This window comes from Atlantibacter sp. RC6 (assembly GCF_014193285.1).
Taxonomy (GTDB): Bacteria; Pseudomonadota; Gammaproteobacteria; order Enterobacterales; family Enterobacteriaceae; genus Atlantibacter.
In genome coordinates this window covers 260,181-274,067 of the sequence record NZ_JACHZE010000004.1, presented here as the reverse complement: position 1 = coordinate 274,067, position 13,887 = coordinate 260,181, and the positions used below count along the sequence as shown (strand labels likewise).

Below are 13,887 nucleotides of genomic sequence, written 5' to 3'. Positions count from 1 at the left end.
TTACGCCCCTTTCGTTTTTTGGTTAAACCACAGCTTCAGCAGATGCTCAAAGCCTAAAATACAGTAGCCGAAAAACGGATTGGACCAGTAAATATCATCATCATACTTTTGCGGGTCGTGGATAATAAACGCGGTATTTGCCTGAGTCGCCAGCGGGCTTTGATAATCCCCGGTAAAGCAGACGATATTGATATTTTTATTCTCCAGGGCTTTAAGCCAGTTTAACGCCGAGCTGCTGCGTCCGGATTTGGATATTATCCAGATGGAATCGAATTTGGCGGTGGTCTTTTGTTCGAGAATTTCATAATCGGGCCACAGCGCCAGGCTGGCATTCACGCCGGTGACCAGAAATTTATTATAAATATACTGGGCGATAAGCTGAGAAAATCCGCTGCCGTGAATGAGGATTTTTTCGTGGCTCAGGCTCTGGAGCAGGGTATCAAGGGATTCGGCGGGTTGTATGTTCATAAAATCGACATCATTAGTAACATCCCGTCGCGGCATTGTAATATTGAATTTGATGAAATAAACCATTTCCAGCCAGCCGCTAAATTTTAGTTTTTTAGCCAGCCGGACGAGAGTGGAAGGGTTGCTGTAACATTTTTCTGCAACGCTGCGCACCCCCTCTTTCAGACATAACTCAGGGTTATCCTGAATGTAATTCAGTACCAGTAATTCGGTTCGGGTGAATTTAATATCACGGAATAAATTTTGGATGTCCATTTTGCGCTCCAGATAATCCTCAAAACTTTATCACAAGACGGCGCGGGGCGGCATAACGCGAAAAGGAAATAACGGCAGATGGCGAAAACAACAGGGGTATTAATTCTGGTTTTCTTTTTATGGGGAACCATAACCGCAATCAATAGTACCTTACCGCTTTATTTTTTAGATTATTTCCAGCTCACCTGGCAACAGGCTATCAGCATGAACACGCTGTTTTATCTGGCGCCGTTTCTCACCTGTTTGCCCTGCGGATGGCTGTTATCCCGGTTGGGCTACCGACGCATGCTGTATAGCGCGCTGCTGTTAACGGCGGCAGGGGCGGTGTTACTGGCGTGTGGCCTGATGCTTTACCAGTTTCGCCTGAGCCAGGGCGCGGTATTTGTGATGGCGTCCGGCGTGGCGGCGTTGCAGGTGGTGACTAACCCTTATCTGGCGACGTTGAGCGGGCCGGAACGCCAGGTCAGCCAGTTGTCGCTGGCCTCGGCGCTCAATTCGCTGGGCACCACGCTTGCGCCATTAGCCGTCGCCGTCCTGTTGGCGAATTTCCCCCTTAACAGCACGCTGCATCAGGAACCGCTGCGCTGGCTGTGGATGGCGCTGGCGCTGTTTGCGGTACTGATTATCGCGCTGGGGAAAGCCAGCCGTCTGCCGGATGTCACGATACGCGTGGCGACGCCGAGTTTTCGCGCGCTGTTTCAGCGTAAGCGGATGATTTTCCATATTCTGGCGCTGTTTATTTACGTGGGCGTCGAGGTGTCGCTGGCGACCAGTACCGCCAACTGGTGGGTGCAGACCGGCGGCAAGCGCATCGATCAGGCGATGTCATTGATGGCGATTTACTGGGGCGGGGCGCTGGTCGGGCGATTAGTGTTCAGCGGCCTGGCGCATCGCATCAGCGTGCGGATGGCGACGCTGTGCATGACCTGGAGCGCTATGCTGCTGGTGCTGGCGGCAGTGATCCTGAATAACGCGCATGGCGGTTATTTATTGCTGATAACCGGTCTGGCAAACGCCATCCTCTATCCGGTGATTTTTAGCCAGTTGCTCAGGGATGCCCAGAATCAAGCCGGGCTGGCCTCGGCGCTGGCGATTATGGCGGGAATAGGCGGCGCGGCGCTGCCGTGGTTGCAGGGTGTGTTGATTGAGGGGGTGACGCTGCGGTACAGCTTTTTACTGCCAGTGGCGCTGTACGGGCTGTTGACGCTGTGGGCCGGTTTTCTGTGCCCGTCGCCGCGCGCTCAGCCGCTTTCCGAAGCAGAAAGCGGCTGAAAAGCACGATTAACCGTTCAGCACCTGCGGGTTAACGCAGTTCTTTTCGACTTTGCCGTTTAGCGCGTCGATCAGGTTATCCACCGCGCAGGCCGCCATGTTGTAGCGGGTTTCATGGGTGGCGGAGCCGATATGCGGCAGCGCCACCACGTTCGGCAACTTCAACAGTTCAGAGTCTACCGGCAGCGGCTCCTGCTCGAATACGTCCAGACCGGCGGCGTGAATTTCGCCGGCTTTCAGCGCCGCGATCAGGGCTTGTTCATCCACCACCGGGCCGCGACCGGCGTTAATAAACACGGCGGATGATTTCATGGCTTTAAACTGTTTTTCGCCGATCAGATGGTGCGTTTCGTCAGTCAGCGGCAGCACCAGGCAGACGAAATCGGATTCCGCCAGCAGGGTGTCGATATCGCAATAGCGCGCGTTGAAGCGCTCTTCGGCTTCGCTGTGATGGCGACGCGCGTTATACAGGATCGGCATGGAGAAGCCGAAGTGCGCGCGCTGCGCCAGCGCCAGGCCAATGCGACCCATACCGATAATGCCCATGGTTTTATGGTGCACATCAATACCAAACCAGTCCGGTCCGATGCTTTTCTGCCATTCGCCTTTCTTCACGCGTTCCGCCACTTCCACCGCGCGGCGCGCTGTCGCCAGCACCAGCGTCATCATGGTATCGGCTACGGTTTCGGTCAGCACGGTCGGGGTGTGCATCAGCGCCACTTTGCGGGCGGTTAACGCATCGACATCAAAGTTGTCGTAGCCCACAGAAATCGTCGAGGCGGCGCGCAACTGCGGCATCTTTTCCAGCAGGGCGGCATCGACATTCTGGCTGGAGCCCAGCAGGCCCTCCGCTCTGGCGAACAGATCCGCGTGTTTCGCCTGGCTTTCCGCGTTGATACTGTCGAGCTCGGTCACCTCAAAATGGTTTTGCAGGCGGGTAAGCAGGTCGTCGGGTAAGGATTTATAGAGAATTACAGACGGCTTCATTCACTCTCTCCGTGGAACGTGTCGGATGTGATGGCAAAACGGGCGGCCTGTCGCCGCCCGTTGCCTTTAAGCATGGCGTGCGCCTGCCGGAAGTTTTTGATGATTAGCAGGCTTAACAATCAGAGTAAGCCACACTGAGGCGAAAAGCGCCACACCCATAAAAATGTAGGAAGCAGACGGGCTGCCGGTCGCGCCGTTGAGATAGCCCACAAACCACGAGCCCACGAACGACCCCAGCGCGCCCATACTGTTGATCAGCGCCATCGCGCCGCCCGCCACGTTCTTCGGCAGCATCTCAGGGATAATCGCAAAGAACGGGCCATACGGCGCATACATCGCGGCACCGGCGATCACCAGCAGGGTGTAAGAGAGCCAGAAGTTATTCGCGCCAACCGCCCAGGAGCCGATAAAGGCGAATGCGCCGATCAACAGCAGTGGCCAGACGAACAGTTTGCGGTTCTGCATTTTGTCCGATGCCCAGGAGACCACAATCATCGCGATAGTGGCGGCCAGGTAAGGTACGGAAGAGAGCCAGCCCACTTCCACCATGCCCATATTTTCACTGCCGTTGCGGATAATCGACGGCAGCCACAGTACGAAGCCGTAAACGCCGATGCTCCAGGCGAAATATTGCATGCACAGCAGCACCACGTTGCGCGAGCGGAAGGCTTCGCTGTAGTTGCGCACGGCTTTAATGCCTTTTTGCTCTTCATCCAGCTGCGCCTGCAGGGCGGCTTTTTCGCTCTCTGCCAGCCAGGTCACCTGGTTCGGTTTGTCTTTCACCAGCGCCCACCAGCAGAAGGCCCAGATAATCGCCGGAACGCCTTCAATGATGAACATTTCACGCCAGCCGAAAGCCTGAATCAGGTAGCCGGAAACCACCGACATCCACAGCACCGTCACCGGGTTGCCGAGGATCAGGAAGGTGTTGGCGCGCGAACGTTCCGATTTGGTGAACCAGTTACTGATATAAATCAGCATCGCCGGCATGACCGCCGCTTCCACCACACCGAGGATAAAGCGGATGGCCGCCAGCATCGGGATGTTGCTGACCATCCCGGTCAATGACGCGCAGCCGCCCCACAAAATCAGGCAGATGAAAATCAGTTTGCGCACGCTGCGGCGCTCGGCGTACATCGCGCCGGGGATCTGGAAGAAGAAATAGCCGAGGAAAAACAGCGCGCCCAGCAGCGATGAGACGCCTTTGGTGATGCCGAGATCCTCGTTAATGCCAGCCGCAGACGCAAAGCTGAAGTTGGCTCGGTCAAGGTACGCCAGGCTGTAGGTGATAAACACGATGGGCATGATATACCACCAGCGTTTTGGCGCATTCGTTGGGCTTTTCATAATCATCTCTCTGTCGTCGTAGGGTAAAAGGCTAATGCTGAATCTGTTATTTAAAGGTTTACACACACAGCGCTGATTCGCGTTCGGCCAGTTCGGCGCGGCAGGGCAAGCCTTCGCTGTCCCCCTGCACCTGAATCGCCAGCGCGCCGATGGTATTGCCCCGGCGTACCGCGTCGCGAATCGAGAGTCCATCCAGCAAGCCGCTGATCACGCCGACGGCAAAGCCATCACCCGCGCCAACGGTGTCCACCACCTGCTCAACGCGGCAGGCGTCCACGCTCCCTTGCTCACCCTGAGCCGTTTTGAACCAGGCGCCATCCGCACCGGTTTTGATCGCCACGCACTGTACGCCGTGGTCGAGATAAAAGTCGGCAATCGCTTCGGGCTGGCGATAGCCGGTGAGAATTTCGCCCTCTTTAATGCCCGGCAGCACCCAGTTGGCCTGGAACGCCAGCTTGTTAAGCTGCTCCACCATCTGCGCTTCGCTTTTCCACAGCACCGGGCGCAGGTTCGGGTCGAAAGAAATCGTTTTGCCCTGGTTGCGGAACAGCGAGGCCGCATGGTTCAACAGCGCCAGTGACGTTTCGGACAGGGCTGCCGCCACGCCGCTCAGGTGCAAATGCCGCGCCGCGTTAAAGCCGATATAACCGGCATCTTCCACCGACAGATGGCTGGCAGCGGAGCCCTTACGGAAATATTCCACAATGGGATCGGTTCCATTTTCGGCTTTAGATTTCAACTGGAATCCTGTTGGATAGCGGTCGTCAATCGTTACGGCGCGGGTATCAATACCCTCGCGCTTCAGGCATTCGAGCACGTAGCGGCCATGAGAGTCGTTGCCGACGCGGCTGACCCAGCCGACGTTAAAACCGAGGCGGGCCAGGCCCGTCGCTACGTTGAGTTCCGCGCCTGCGACGCGCTTAATAAAGTGTTCGACGTTTTCCAGCGGGCCGGTTTCGGTGGCGACAAACATCGCCATGGCTTCGCCGACGGTGATGATATCCAGAGAGTCAGACATCGCTTAAACCTCGCGTAACAAATTAACGTAATGACGGGTAACCGCCGTCAGATCATCGCCTTCCAGCGGGAATTCGATCCCGCGCGGCACATCGCCCGGCAGCTGGCGCAGCAGCGCCAGCCAGCGCGGTTCGGCGTCATCCAGCGCTATGGCGTGGAAACGGGCATGGCGGGATTCGGCGGCTTTAACGTGGATATAGCTGACCAGCGGGGCCAGTTTGCTGGCGGCCACTTCGGGTGATTCGCCGACCCACAGCCAGTTGGCCATATCAAAGGTCAGGGTGACCGGCAGGTTCATTACCGATACGGCCGCCTGAAAGCGCTGCATTGGCGCGAGCTTGCCGTAAACGGTTTGATCATTTTCCACCACCAGCGCGACCGGCGAATCCGCCAGCAGCTCGCGCAGCGGTTCGGCTGCATGGCTGGACTGGAAATTACCCAGCGACAGCTTCAGCCAGTGCGCATTGAGGATCTGCGCTTCTTCCAGCAGGGCGGCAATATTGGGATTAAGCGCGCCGTTATCGCTAAACAGCGCCTGCGGCGCGGAATAGCAGGCTTTCAGATGGTGAGACGCGATAGCGGCGGCAAGCGTCGGGAGCGCATTCAGTTCCGGCCCGGACAGCAGTTCCCGGCGGATTTCCACGCCGTCGGCGCCTGCGCCAGCAATAATCGGCAGCAGCGCCTGTTGGCCGCCCATGGCAGTCACGCGCGAATTCCCGTAGGCCGCCGTAACAACAATAATCGCGTTTTTCATGGTTATTCCTCAGCGACGTTTTTTTCATCGATAAGGAATACGCTAATTGGAACCGGTTCCAAAGAAAAGGCGGGTATGACGAATTTATGATCGCCATCACGAAGCAAATTAACGAGACGTGGAGCCGCGTACGATAAGCTCGCCGGAGAAAACCTGCTCGCGAACGGCGTCGCTGGCACCTTCAATACGGCGCACCACTTGCTCCAGCGCGGCGTAACCGATCTGCCAGGTGGGCTGTTTCAGCGTGGTAATGCCGACGCCCGCCAGTTCGGCCCATTCCAGTTCGTCAAAACCGAGCAGGCCGATATCGCTGCCCCAGTGCAGGCCAATGCGCTTCAGGGAGCGGGCCACCTGCAACGTGAGCGCGCCGTTGGCGGAGATCACCGCTTTACGCATGCCGCGCCAGGTCTGGTGAAACTGGCGCAGCGTGTTATCGAGCTTTTCCGCTTCGTGCAGCGGGATTTCGGCATTCTGCGCCACAATGCCGGGGTAGCGCTGGGCGGTCTGCTCAAACGCCTGCAAGCGCTCGCGGCGGGTATTGACGGTGCCGAGCGGTTCGCTCAGGAACAGCAGCGCCTCAAACCCCTGTTCAATCAAGTGTTCGGTGGCGGTGGTCGCGGCCTGGTTATTGTCTAACCCGACGACGTCGCAGGCGAAATCCGGGATTTTACGGTCAATCAGCACCATCGGCAGCGAGGATTGTTGCAGGCGGTTCAGCCCCTCTTCGCGCATCCCCACGGCGTTGACCACGATGCCTTCCACCTGATAGCTGCGCAGCAAATCCAGGTAATGCAGCTCCTGATCCACTTCGTTATTGGTATTACAGACCAGCGGCGTAAAACCTTTTTCACGGCAGGCGGCTTCGATGCCGCTGAGCACATTCACAGAATAGGGGTTGGTGATATCGGCGATGATCAGCCCAATCAGCCGGGTGCGGCCACGCTTAAGCCCGCGCGCCATCTGGCTGGGGTGGTAATCGAGGGTGGCGATGGCCTGTTCAATGCGCGCCAGTAAATCGTCGGAAAGCAGGTGCTTTTCGCCGTTTAAATAACGTGAAACGCTGGTTTTACCGGTTCTCGCCGCTTTGGCTACATCGCTGATGGTTGCGCGCGCCGTGGATCGTGTCATCGCTGCCCCTGTGCCGTTATGCTCCAGACAATCCCTGTTTGCCTCCCGTTATGGGAGGCAAGGGGGAGGCAACAGTATCACACTTTTTGCGCCGGGCCAGCCAGCGCAGCGGTTTACTGAATCGGGGTCAGGGTGATTTCTACGCGGCGGTTTTGTGCTTTGCCTTCAGCGGTATCGTTGCTGGCAATCGGGTTCGCCGGGCCCATACCGCGGGTCTGGATGCGGTTGGCCGCCACGCCCTGGGTGATCAGCGCGCTGGCCACGGAATCGGCACGCTGTTGCGACAGACGCATGTTCAGGTCGCTGCTGCCGGTGCTGTCGGTGTAGCCCAGCACGTTAACCGCGGTTTTCGGGTACTCTTTCAGCACCATCGCCACGCCGGTCAGGGTGTTCGCGCCCGCCGGTTTCAGGTTGGCCTGGTTGCTGTCGAAGGTGACGTTATTCGGCATGTTAAGCACGATGTTATCGCCATTTCGCGTCACGCTGACGCCGGTTCCCTGCATTTTCTCGCGCAGTTTGGCTTCCTGCACGTCCATGTAATAGCCGACGCCGCCGCCGAGGGCCGCACCGGCCGCCGCGCCAATCAGCGCCCCTTTGCCGCGATCTTTTTTCGAGGAGGAGAGCGCGCCGACGCCTGCGCCAACTAGAGTGCCGATCCCCGCTCCGATGCCGGAGCTGCCGGCTTCACGCTCGCCGGTATAAGGATTAGTGGTACAGCCAGAAACTGCCAGTGCGCCGCTGATCACAGCCGCAAGAACCATTACGCGTTTTTTCATTATCAAATCCCAATGATTTATTTCGTTGCCACAACCGGGCGTAGCGGTTGATTATGACCTGTGAATAGTTAGAAAATTTTGGGAAGTCGTCTGATTTTGTCAGCGAAAGTAACGATGGGGTCGTCAGAACCCCGATTTTGACCTGCAAACACCGCCAGGAGCTGCTTTGGCCAATACATCGCAAACCACATCTGTGTTAACCGCCGCCCACTGGGGGCCGATGCGGGTAGAAACCGACGGGCAAACCGTTTTCTCTTCCGGCAGCGCGCTTAACACCCCGCATCCTAACTCGCTGCAAACCGCCGTGCCGGATCAGGTACACAGCAAAACCCGCGTGCGTTATCCGATGGCGCGCAAAGGCTTTCTGGCTAACCCGCAAAACCCGCAGGGCGTGCGCGGCGATGACGACTACGTGCGCATTAGCTGGGATCAGGCGCTGGCGCTGATTGACGCCCAGCATCACCGCATCCGCGAAACCTGGGGCCCATCGGCGATTTTCGCCGGTTCCTACGGCTGGCGCTCTAACGGCGTGCTGCATAAAGCCGCCACCTTGTTGCAGCGCTATATGAGCCTCGCAGGCGGCTATACCGGCCATCTCGGAGATTACTCCACCGGTGCCGCGCAGGTGATCATGCCCTACGTGGTGGGCGGCAACGAGGTGTACCAACAGCAGACCAGTTGGCCGCTGATCCTCGAGCACAGCGAGGTGGTGGTGCTGTGGAGCGCCAACCCGCTCAACACCCTGAAAATCGCCTGGAACGCCAGCGATGAGCAGGGCATCGGCTATTTTGAGGCTCTGAAAAACAGCGGAAAACGGCTGATTTGCATCGATCCGATGCGCTCAGAAACCGTCGAGTTCTTTGGTGACCGCATGGAGTGGATTGCGCCGCATATGGGCACCGACGTGGCGATGATGCTGGGCATTGCCCACACGCTGCTGGAAAACGGCTGGCACGATGCGCAATTTCTCAACCGCTGTACGGAAGGCTTTGAGCGCTTCGCCGCTTACCTGACGGGCGAGCAGGACGGCGTGGCGAAATCCGCCGACTGGGCCGCGCCGATTTGCGGCGTACCGGCGCAGACGCTACGTGAGTTGGCGCAGCTGTTCAGCCAGAACCGTACCATGCTGATGTCGGGGTGGGGAATGCAGCGCCAGCAGTACGGCGAACAAAAACACTGGATGCTGGTGACGCTGGCCGCGATGCTGGGGCAAATCGGCACGCCGGGCGGCGGGTTTGGTCTCTCTTATCATTTCGCCAACGGCGGCAACCCGACGCGCCGCGCGGCGGTGCTCGGCTCGATGCAGGGCTCGGTGAAAAATGGCGCCGACGCGGTGGAGAAAATCCCGGTCGCGCGCATTGTGGAAGCGCTGGAGCGCCCCGGCGAGGTTTATCAGCATAACGGCGAAGCGCGGCGTTTCCCGGACATCCGCATGATCTGGTGGGCGGGCGGCGGCAACTTCACCCACCATCAGGACACTAACCGCCTGATCAAGGCCTGGCAGAAGCCGGAGCTGGTGGTGATTTCCGAATGCTTCTGGACGGCAGCGGCGAAACACGCCGATATTGTGCTGCCCATTACCACCTCGTTTGAGCGCAACGATCTCACCATGACCGGGGATTACAGCAACCAACACCTGGTGCCGATGAAGCAGGTGGTGGTGCCGCAATACGAGGCCCGCAATGATTTCGACGTGTTTGCCGAACTGAGCGAGCGCTGGGAGCTGGGCGGCGGCGTGCGTTTCAGCGAAGGTAAAAGCGAACTGCAATGGCTGGCCGAGTTTTATGCCATGGCGCAGCAGCGCGGCGCAGCGCAGCAGGTGACGCTGCCGCCGTTTGAGGCGTTCTGGCAAGCCAACCAGCTGATTGAAATGCCGGAAAGCCCACAGAATGCCGAATTTATCCGTTTTGCGGCGTTCCGCGCCGATCCGCAGGCTAATCCGCTGAAAACCCCGAGCGGCAAAATCGAGATCTTCTCTCAGCGCATTGCCGATTACGGCTACGCCGACTGCCCGGGGCATCCGAGCTGGCTGGCTCCGGACGAATGGCACGGCAACGCCGAGCCGGGCCAACTGCAACTGCTTTCCGCTCACCCCGCGCACCGGCTGCACAGCCAGCTTAACTACGCGCAATTACGCGAGCAGTATGCGGTGGCCGGACGCGAGCCGCTGACGCTGCATCCGGACGACGCGCGTGCGCGCGGCATTCGCCATGGCGATGTGGTGCGGGTATGGAACAGTCGTGGGCAGGTGCTGGCGGGCGCGGTAGTGAATGACGGGATTAAGCCGGGTGTGATCTGCCTGCATGAAGGGGCATGGCCGGATCTGGATAAACAGGCGGGCGGCCTGTGTAAGCACGGCGCGGTTAACGTGCTGACCAAAGATATTCCCAGCTCCCAACTGGCTAACGGCTGCGCGGGGAACACAGCCCTGGCGTGGGTAGAGAAATATCAGGGGCCTTTGCTTAGCGTGACGGCGTTTGATCCGCCTGCCAGTGCATAATCCAGGTCGGATGTTGAGTCTCGTCCTGCCAGGCGCTGTCTTCAATACGAAAACCGTGGTGGTGGTAAAAATTCACCGCCACGGTGTTTTTCTGATACACCTCAAGGCTTAACGCGGCGTAGTGCCGCTTCGCCTCATTCAGCAGCGCGCTGCCGATCCCGCGCCCCGCCGCATGTTGCGCCACAAACAGCGCCCCGACAAACGACGCGTTCATCACGCTGATAAATCCCAGCAATTGTTCATTTTCCAGGTAAACCCAGGTCTGCGCGTCCGGCAGGTAGCTGTCGCGCACCAGCGGCAGGCTTTGCTGCCAGTAGAGCGGATCGATAAACGGGTGCGCCGCAGTGGTGCTCTCCAGCCAGACGTTGAGCAGCGCAGGCAGATCGGAGGGCTGGAATTCACGGATCATGTGTGATTCTCCGGATGGCAGAGGCAGCCGGTCACGTGGTCATTCACCAGCCCGCAAGCCTGCATAAACGAATAACAAATGGTGGAACCCACAAACTTAAAGCCACGTTTTTTCAGCGCTTTGGAAAGCGCATCCGACGCGGGGGTGGTGGTGGGGATTTCGCTCAGGGCGGCAGCCCGTGTCACCTGGGGCGTGTTATCGACAAACGACCAGACGAACTTAGAAAAAGGTTCGCCGTTGGCTTCCATCGCCAGAAAGGCCCTTGCGTTGTTAATAATGGCTTCGATTTTACCGCGATGGCGAATAATACCCGCGTCCTGAAGCAGCGTTTCTACGTCTTCAGCCTGCATTTGCGCAACGGCAGCAGGGTCGAACTGGTGAAAGCAGCGCCGATAGTTTTCGCGCTTTTTCAGCACTGTAATCCACGAGAGCCCGGCCTGCTGCCCTTCCAGGCAGATCATTTCAAACAGTTTCTGACTATCGGTTTGCGCAACGCCCCACTCGTTATCGTGATACGCAAGATACAGGGGGTCCTGGGTCACCCATCCACAACGCTGCATAAAATATCCCTCTTTTTGTTTAACCCTACTTGACGTCTGAGTGAAAAAGACAATAGTTAATTCAGGGCTATACCCTTCATAATTCAAGCCACAGTTGCGCAAATTATTCGGGTAACAAGCCTTCACTCAGGCAAAAAAATAAAAAACGCCGGATTTTGGCTCTTTCTGGAGTCGCATAATGATGACAACTATAGGTAGTGGCCGCCGCACGTTAAGCAGTGTGGCGATTTTTGCGTGTTGCATTTATTCACAAGGTGCTTTCGCCTGGCAGCAAGAATATAGCGTTGATGACCCTGAAAGTAATACGTTTGAGCGCTATACATGGGACAGCGATCACCAACCCGATTACAACGACATCCTGGCGGAACGCCTGAACGCGCCGCTGGATATGGCCTATTCGTCAGGCTTTAACCTTATTACTTCATCACAAAACAGCACCACCACGCAGCCGTCGACGCTGGGTGTCGGGCTGGCGATCCCGGTCTACAAAAATGTGACCACCGGGCCGGTCGCGTCCTGGCACTGGGACGGCAGCACCGCGTCGATGTTTAATGATTATGGCGACAGCATTTCGCGATCGGGTGACGCGGATCGGCTCTGGCATGCCAGCGTCAGCACCCTCGGCTGGCGGGTTGATTCGTCATTCGGCTACGTGCGTCCGTGGGCGCAGGTGAGCTACAACCAGCAGTACGGTGAAAACGTCTGGAAATCCCAGTCGGGGATGCATGCCGTTCCTGCGGCGAATCAATATGGCAACTGGATGGATGTCACGGTGGGCGCCGATATGCCGTTGAATAAAAATCTCGCGGCCTATGCGTCGTTTTCTCAGTCCGAAGGGATTATGGCCGGGGATATGACGTCCTATAACCTCGGGGTGAATGCCCGTTTTTAACGAGGATCTGCTTTCCAGACGCGGGGCGGGAATGGAATACAAGGCGTTTCATTCCCGTCTCGCGGCAGTTCATTCCGTTCTTACGGCACTTCATGGCGTTTTCCCCCCTGGCAGCAAGGGCTTTCGTTAGGCTTACAGGCAGATAACTTTCCCTTTCTGGATGAGATGACTGCCATGAACGCCCTACAAAATCGTACCCGTTGGCTTACCCTCTTCGGCACTATCGTGACTCAGTTTGCGCTGGGTTCTGTCTATACCTGGAGTCTGTTTAACAGCGCGCTTTCCGAAAAGCTGGATGTGCCCATCAGCCAGGTGGCGTTTTCCTTCGGGCTGTTGAGCCTTGGCCTGGCGATCTCGTCTTCCGTCGCCGGGAAATTACAGGAGCGTTTTGGCGTGCGCCGCGTGACCATCGCTTCCGGCCTGCTGCTCGGCCTGGGTTTCTTCCTCACCGCCCACTCCAGTAACCTGATGATGCTGTGGCTGAGCGCCGGGGTGCTGGTGGGGTTGGCGGATGGCGCAGGCTATTTGCTGACGCTCTCAAACTGCGTGAAGTGGTTCCCGGAGCGCAAAGGGCTGATCTCCGCGCTCTCTATCGGCGCTTACGGTCTTGGCAGCCTCGGTTTTAAATTTATCGACAGCCACCTGTTGGCCAGCGTCGGCCTGGAGCACACCTTTATGATTTGGGGCGCGATTGCCCTGGTGATGGTGGTATGCGGCGCGATGCTGATGACCGATGCGCCGAACCAGCCGGTTCAGTCGGTGAACGGCGTGACCAGCAACGACTTCACCCTCGCGGAATCCATGCGTAAACCGCAGTACTGGATGCTGGCGACCATGTTCCTCACCGCCTGTATGAGCGGCCTGTACGTGATTGGCGTGGCGAAAGATATCGCCCAAAACCTGGTGAACCTGGATGTGGCTTCCGCCGCGAATGCCGTGACGGTGATTTCTATCGCTAACCTCAGTGGCCGTCTGGTGCTGGGCATCCTGTCCGATAAAATGTCGCGTATCCGCGTTATCACCCTCGGCCAGATGATCTCCCTGGTGGGCATGGCCGCGCTGCTGTTCGCGCCGCTCAATGAAATGACCTTCTTCGCCGCGATCGCCTGTGTGGCCTTTAATTTCGGCGGCACCATTACCGTTTATCCATCGCTGGTCAGCGAGTTCTTCGGCCTGAACAACCTGGCGAAAAATTACGGCGTGATTTACCTGGGCTTCGGCATCGGCAGCATTTGCGGTTCCGCCATCGCCTCGCTGTTCGGCGGCTTCTACGTCACGTTCTGCGTGATCTTCGCGCTGCTGATTGTTTCGCTGGCGCTTTCCACCACTATCCGCCAGCCGCAGCGTCAGGTGCTCAAACACGCCCACGCCTGATTTATTGGTCTGCTAAAAGCCGCGCTGAAGCTTAAGCGCGGCTTTTTTTATGTTCTCGCTTCACCCTTCCCAGGTAGACGATTTTTAAGAAAAAAACAGTCTGGAGATGAGAATTCAGTAGCATTAATTTGTAAATTCATCGCCTGAA

General features: G+C 57.7%; 13 protein-coding genes. 4 read left to right on the top strand and 9 right to left on the bottom strand.

What is annotated here, in order from left to right; genetic code table 11:
• Positions 1-723 carry a MurR/RpiR family transcriptional regulator gene (locus FHW74_RS11700; RefSeq protein WP_183170596.1) on the bottom strand — a complete coding sequence of 241 codons (723 nt, stop codon included), beginning with the start codon at positions 721-723 and terminating at the stop codon, positions 1-3.
• Positions 724-801: 78 nt separating this feature from the next.
• Here FHW74_RS11700 and FHW74_RS11695 point away from each other — a divergent pair, with 78 nt between their 5' ends.
• Positions 802-1,995: an MFS transporter gene (locus FHW74_RS11695; RefSeq protein WP_183170595.1), complete on the top strand. Its 1,194-nt coding sequence runs from the start codon at positions 802-804 to the stop codon at positions 1,993-1,995.
• Between the two features lie 9 nt (positions 1,996-2,004).
• Here FHW74_RS11695 and ghrB read toward each other — a convergent pair whose 3' ends face one another.
• From ghrB to FHW74_RS11665, 6 genes are all read right to left on the bottom strand, one after another.
• Positions 2,005-2,982 (bottom strand): glyoxylate/hydroxypyruvate reductase GhrB, encoded by a 978-nt coding sequence (gene ghrB / locus FHW74_RS11690; RefSeq protein ID WP_183170594.1) that lies wholly within the window; start codon positions 2,980-2,982, stop codon positions 2,005-2,007.
• A 66-nt stretch (positions 2,983-3,048) separates the two neighbouring features.
• On the bottom strand, positions 3,049-4,329 hold the full coding sequence (locus tag FHW74_RS11685; protein ID WP_183170593.1) for an MFS transporter: 1,281 nt from the start codon (positions 4,327-4,329) through the stop codon (positions 3,049-3,051).
• Positions 4,330-4,387: 58 nt separating this feature from the next.
• Entirely contained in the window at positions 4,388-5,347 is a 960-nt protein-coding gene (locus tag FHW74_RS11680; protein ID WP_183170592.1) for a sugar kinase, read from the bottom strand.
• Between the two features lie 3 nt (positions 5,348-5,350).
• Positions 5,351-6,100, bottom strand: a complete 750-nt coding sequence (locus tag FHW74_RS11675) for a sugar phosphate isomerase/epimerase (RefSeq protein ID WP_183170591.1) — start codon at positions 6,098-6,100, stop codon at positions 5,351-5,353.
• Positions 6,101-6,208: 108 nt separating this feature from the next.
• Complete coding sequence (locus FHW74_RS11670) at positions 6,209-7,228, bottom strand: LacI family DNA-binding transcriptional regulator (RefSeq protein WP_183170590.1); 1,020 nt, start codon at positions 7,226-7,228, stop codon at positions 6,209-6,211.
• A 113-nt stretch (positions 7,229-7,341) separates the two neighbouring features.
• The gene (locus FHW74_RS11665; RefSeq protein ID WP_183170589.1) at positions 7,342-8,004 is read right to left on the bottom strand and encodes an OmpA family lipoprotein; all 663 of its coding nucleotides are present in this window, start codon (positions 8,002-8,004) and stop codon (positions 7,342-7,344) included.
• Between the two features lie 166 nt (positions 8,005-8,170).
• Here FHW74_RS11665 and FHW74_RS11660 point away from each other — a divergent pair, with 166 nt between their 5' ends.
• Entirely contained in the window at positions 8,171-10,504 is a 2,334-nt protein-coding gene (locus tag FHW74_RS11660; RefSeq protein WP_183170588.1) for a molybdopterin guanine dinucleotide-containing S/N-oxide reductase, read from the top strand.
• Here the strand turns inward: FHW74_RS11660 and FHW74_RS11655 are convergent.
• Complete coding sequence (locus FHW74_RS11655) at positions 10,467-10,913, bottom strand: N-acetyltransferase (protein ID WP_183170587.1); 447 nt, start codon at positions 10,911-10,913, stop codon at positions 10,467-10,469. The two genes, FHW74_RS11660 and FHW74_RS11655, sit on opposite strands and share 38 nt — an antisense overlap.
• Positions 10,910-11,473, bottom strand: coding sequence for a DNA-3-methyladenine glycosylase I (gene tag, locus FHW74_RS11650; protein ID WP_183170586.1), 564 nt, complete (start codon positions 11,471-11,473; stop codon positions 10,910-10,912). The genes FHW74_RS11655 and tag overlap by 4 nt, the downstream gene beginning before the upstream one ends.
• Positions 11,474-11,654: 181 nt before the next feature.
• On the opposite strand from tag, the gene FHW74_RS11645 reads away from it, so the two are divergent.
• Complete coding sequence (locus FHW74_RS11645) at positions 11,655-12,365, top strand: autotransporter domain-containing protein (RefSeq protein ID WP_183170744.1); 711 nt, start codon at positions 11,655-11,657, stop codon at positions 12,363-12,365.
• Positions 12,366-12,539: 174 nt separating this feature from the next.
• Entirely contained in the window at positions 12,540-13,739 is a 1,200-nt protein-coding gene (locus FHW74_RS11640) for an MFS transporter (protein ID WP_183170585.1), read from the top strand.
• Positions 13,740-13,887 lie beyond the last annotated feature (148 nt).

Coding starts and splice junctions, on each gene's coding strand:
- FHW74_RS11645 (WP_183170744.1), top strand. CDS start 11,655: ATGACAACTATAGGTAGTGGCCGCCGCACGTTAAGCAGTGTGGCGATT.
- ghrB (WP_183170594.1), bottom strand. CDS start 2,982: ATGAAGCCGTCTGTAATTCTCTATAAATCCTTACCCGACGACCTGCTT.
- FHW74_RS11700 (WP_183170596.1), bottom strand. CDS start 723: ATGGACATCCAAAATTTATTCCGTGATATTAAATTCACCCGAACCGAA.
- FHW74_RS11655 (WP_183170587.1), bottom strand. CDS start 10,913: ATGATCCGTGAATTCCAGCCCTCCGATCTGCCTGCGCTGCTCAACGTC.
- FHW74_RS11670 (WP_183170590.1), bottom strand. CDS start 7,228: ATGACACGATCCACGGCGCGCGCAACCATCAGCGATGTAGCCAAAGCG.
- FHW74_RS11695 (WP_183170595.1), top strand. CDS start 802: ATGGCGAAAACAACAGGGGTATTAATTCTGGTTTTCTTTTTATGGGGA.
- FHW74_RS11680 (WP_183170592.1), bottom strand. CDS start 5,347: ATGTCTGACTCTCTGGATATCATCACCGTCGGCGAAGCCATGGCGATG.
- FHW74_RS11640 (WP_183170585.1), top strand. CDS start 12,540: ATGAACGCCCTACAAAATCGTACCCGTTGGCTTACCCTCTTCGGCACT.
- tag (WP_183170586.1), bottom strand. CDS start 11,473: ATGCAGCGTTGTGGATGGGTGACCCAGGACCCCCTGTATCTTGCGTAT.
- FHW74_RS11685 (WP_183170593.1), bottom strand. CDS start 4,329: ATGAAAAGCCCAACGAATGCGCCAAAACGCTGGTGGTATATCATGCCC.
- FHW74_RS11665 (WP_183170589.1), bottom strand. CDS start 8,004: ATGAAAAAACGCGTAATGGTTCTTGCGGCTGTGATCAGCGGCGCACTG.
- FHW74_RS11675 (WP_183170591.1), bottom strand. CDS start 6,100: ATGAAAAACGCGATTATTGTTGTTACGGCGGCCTACGGGAATTCGCGC.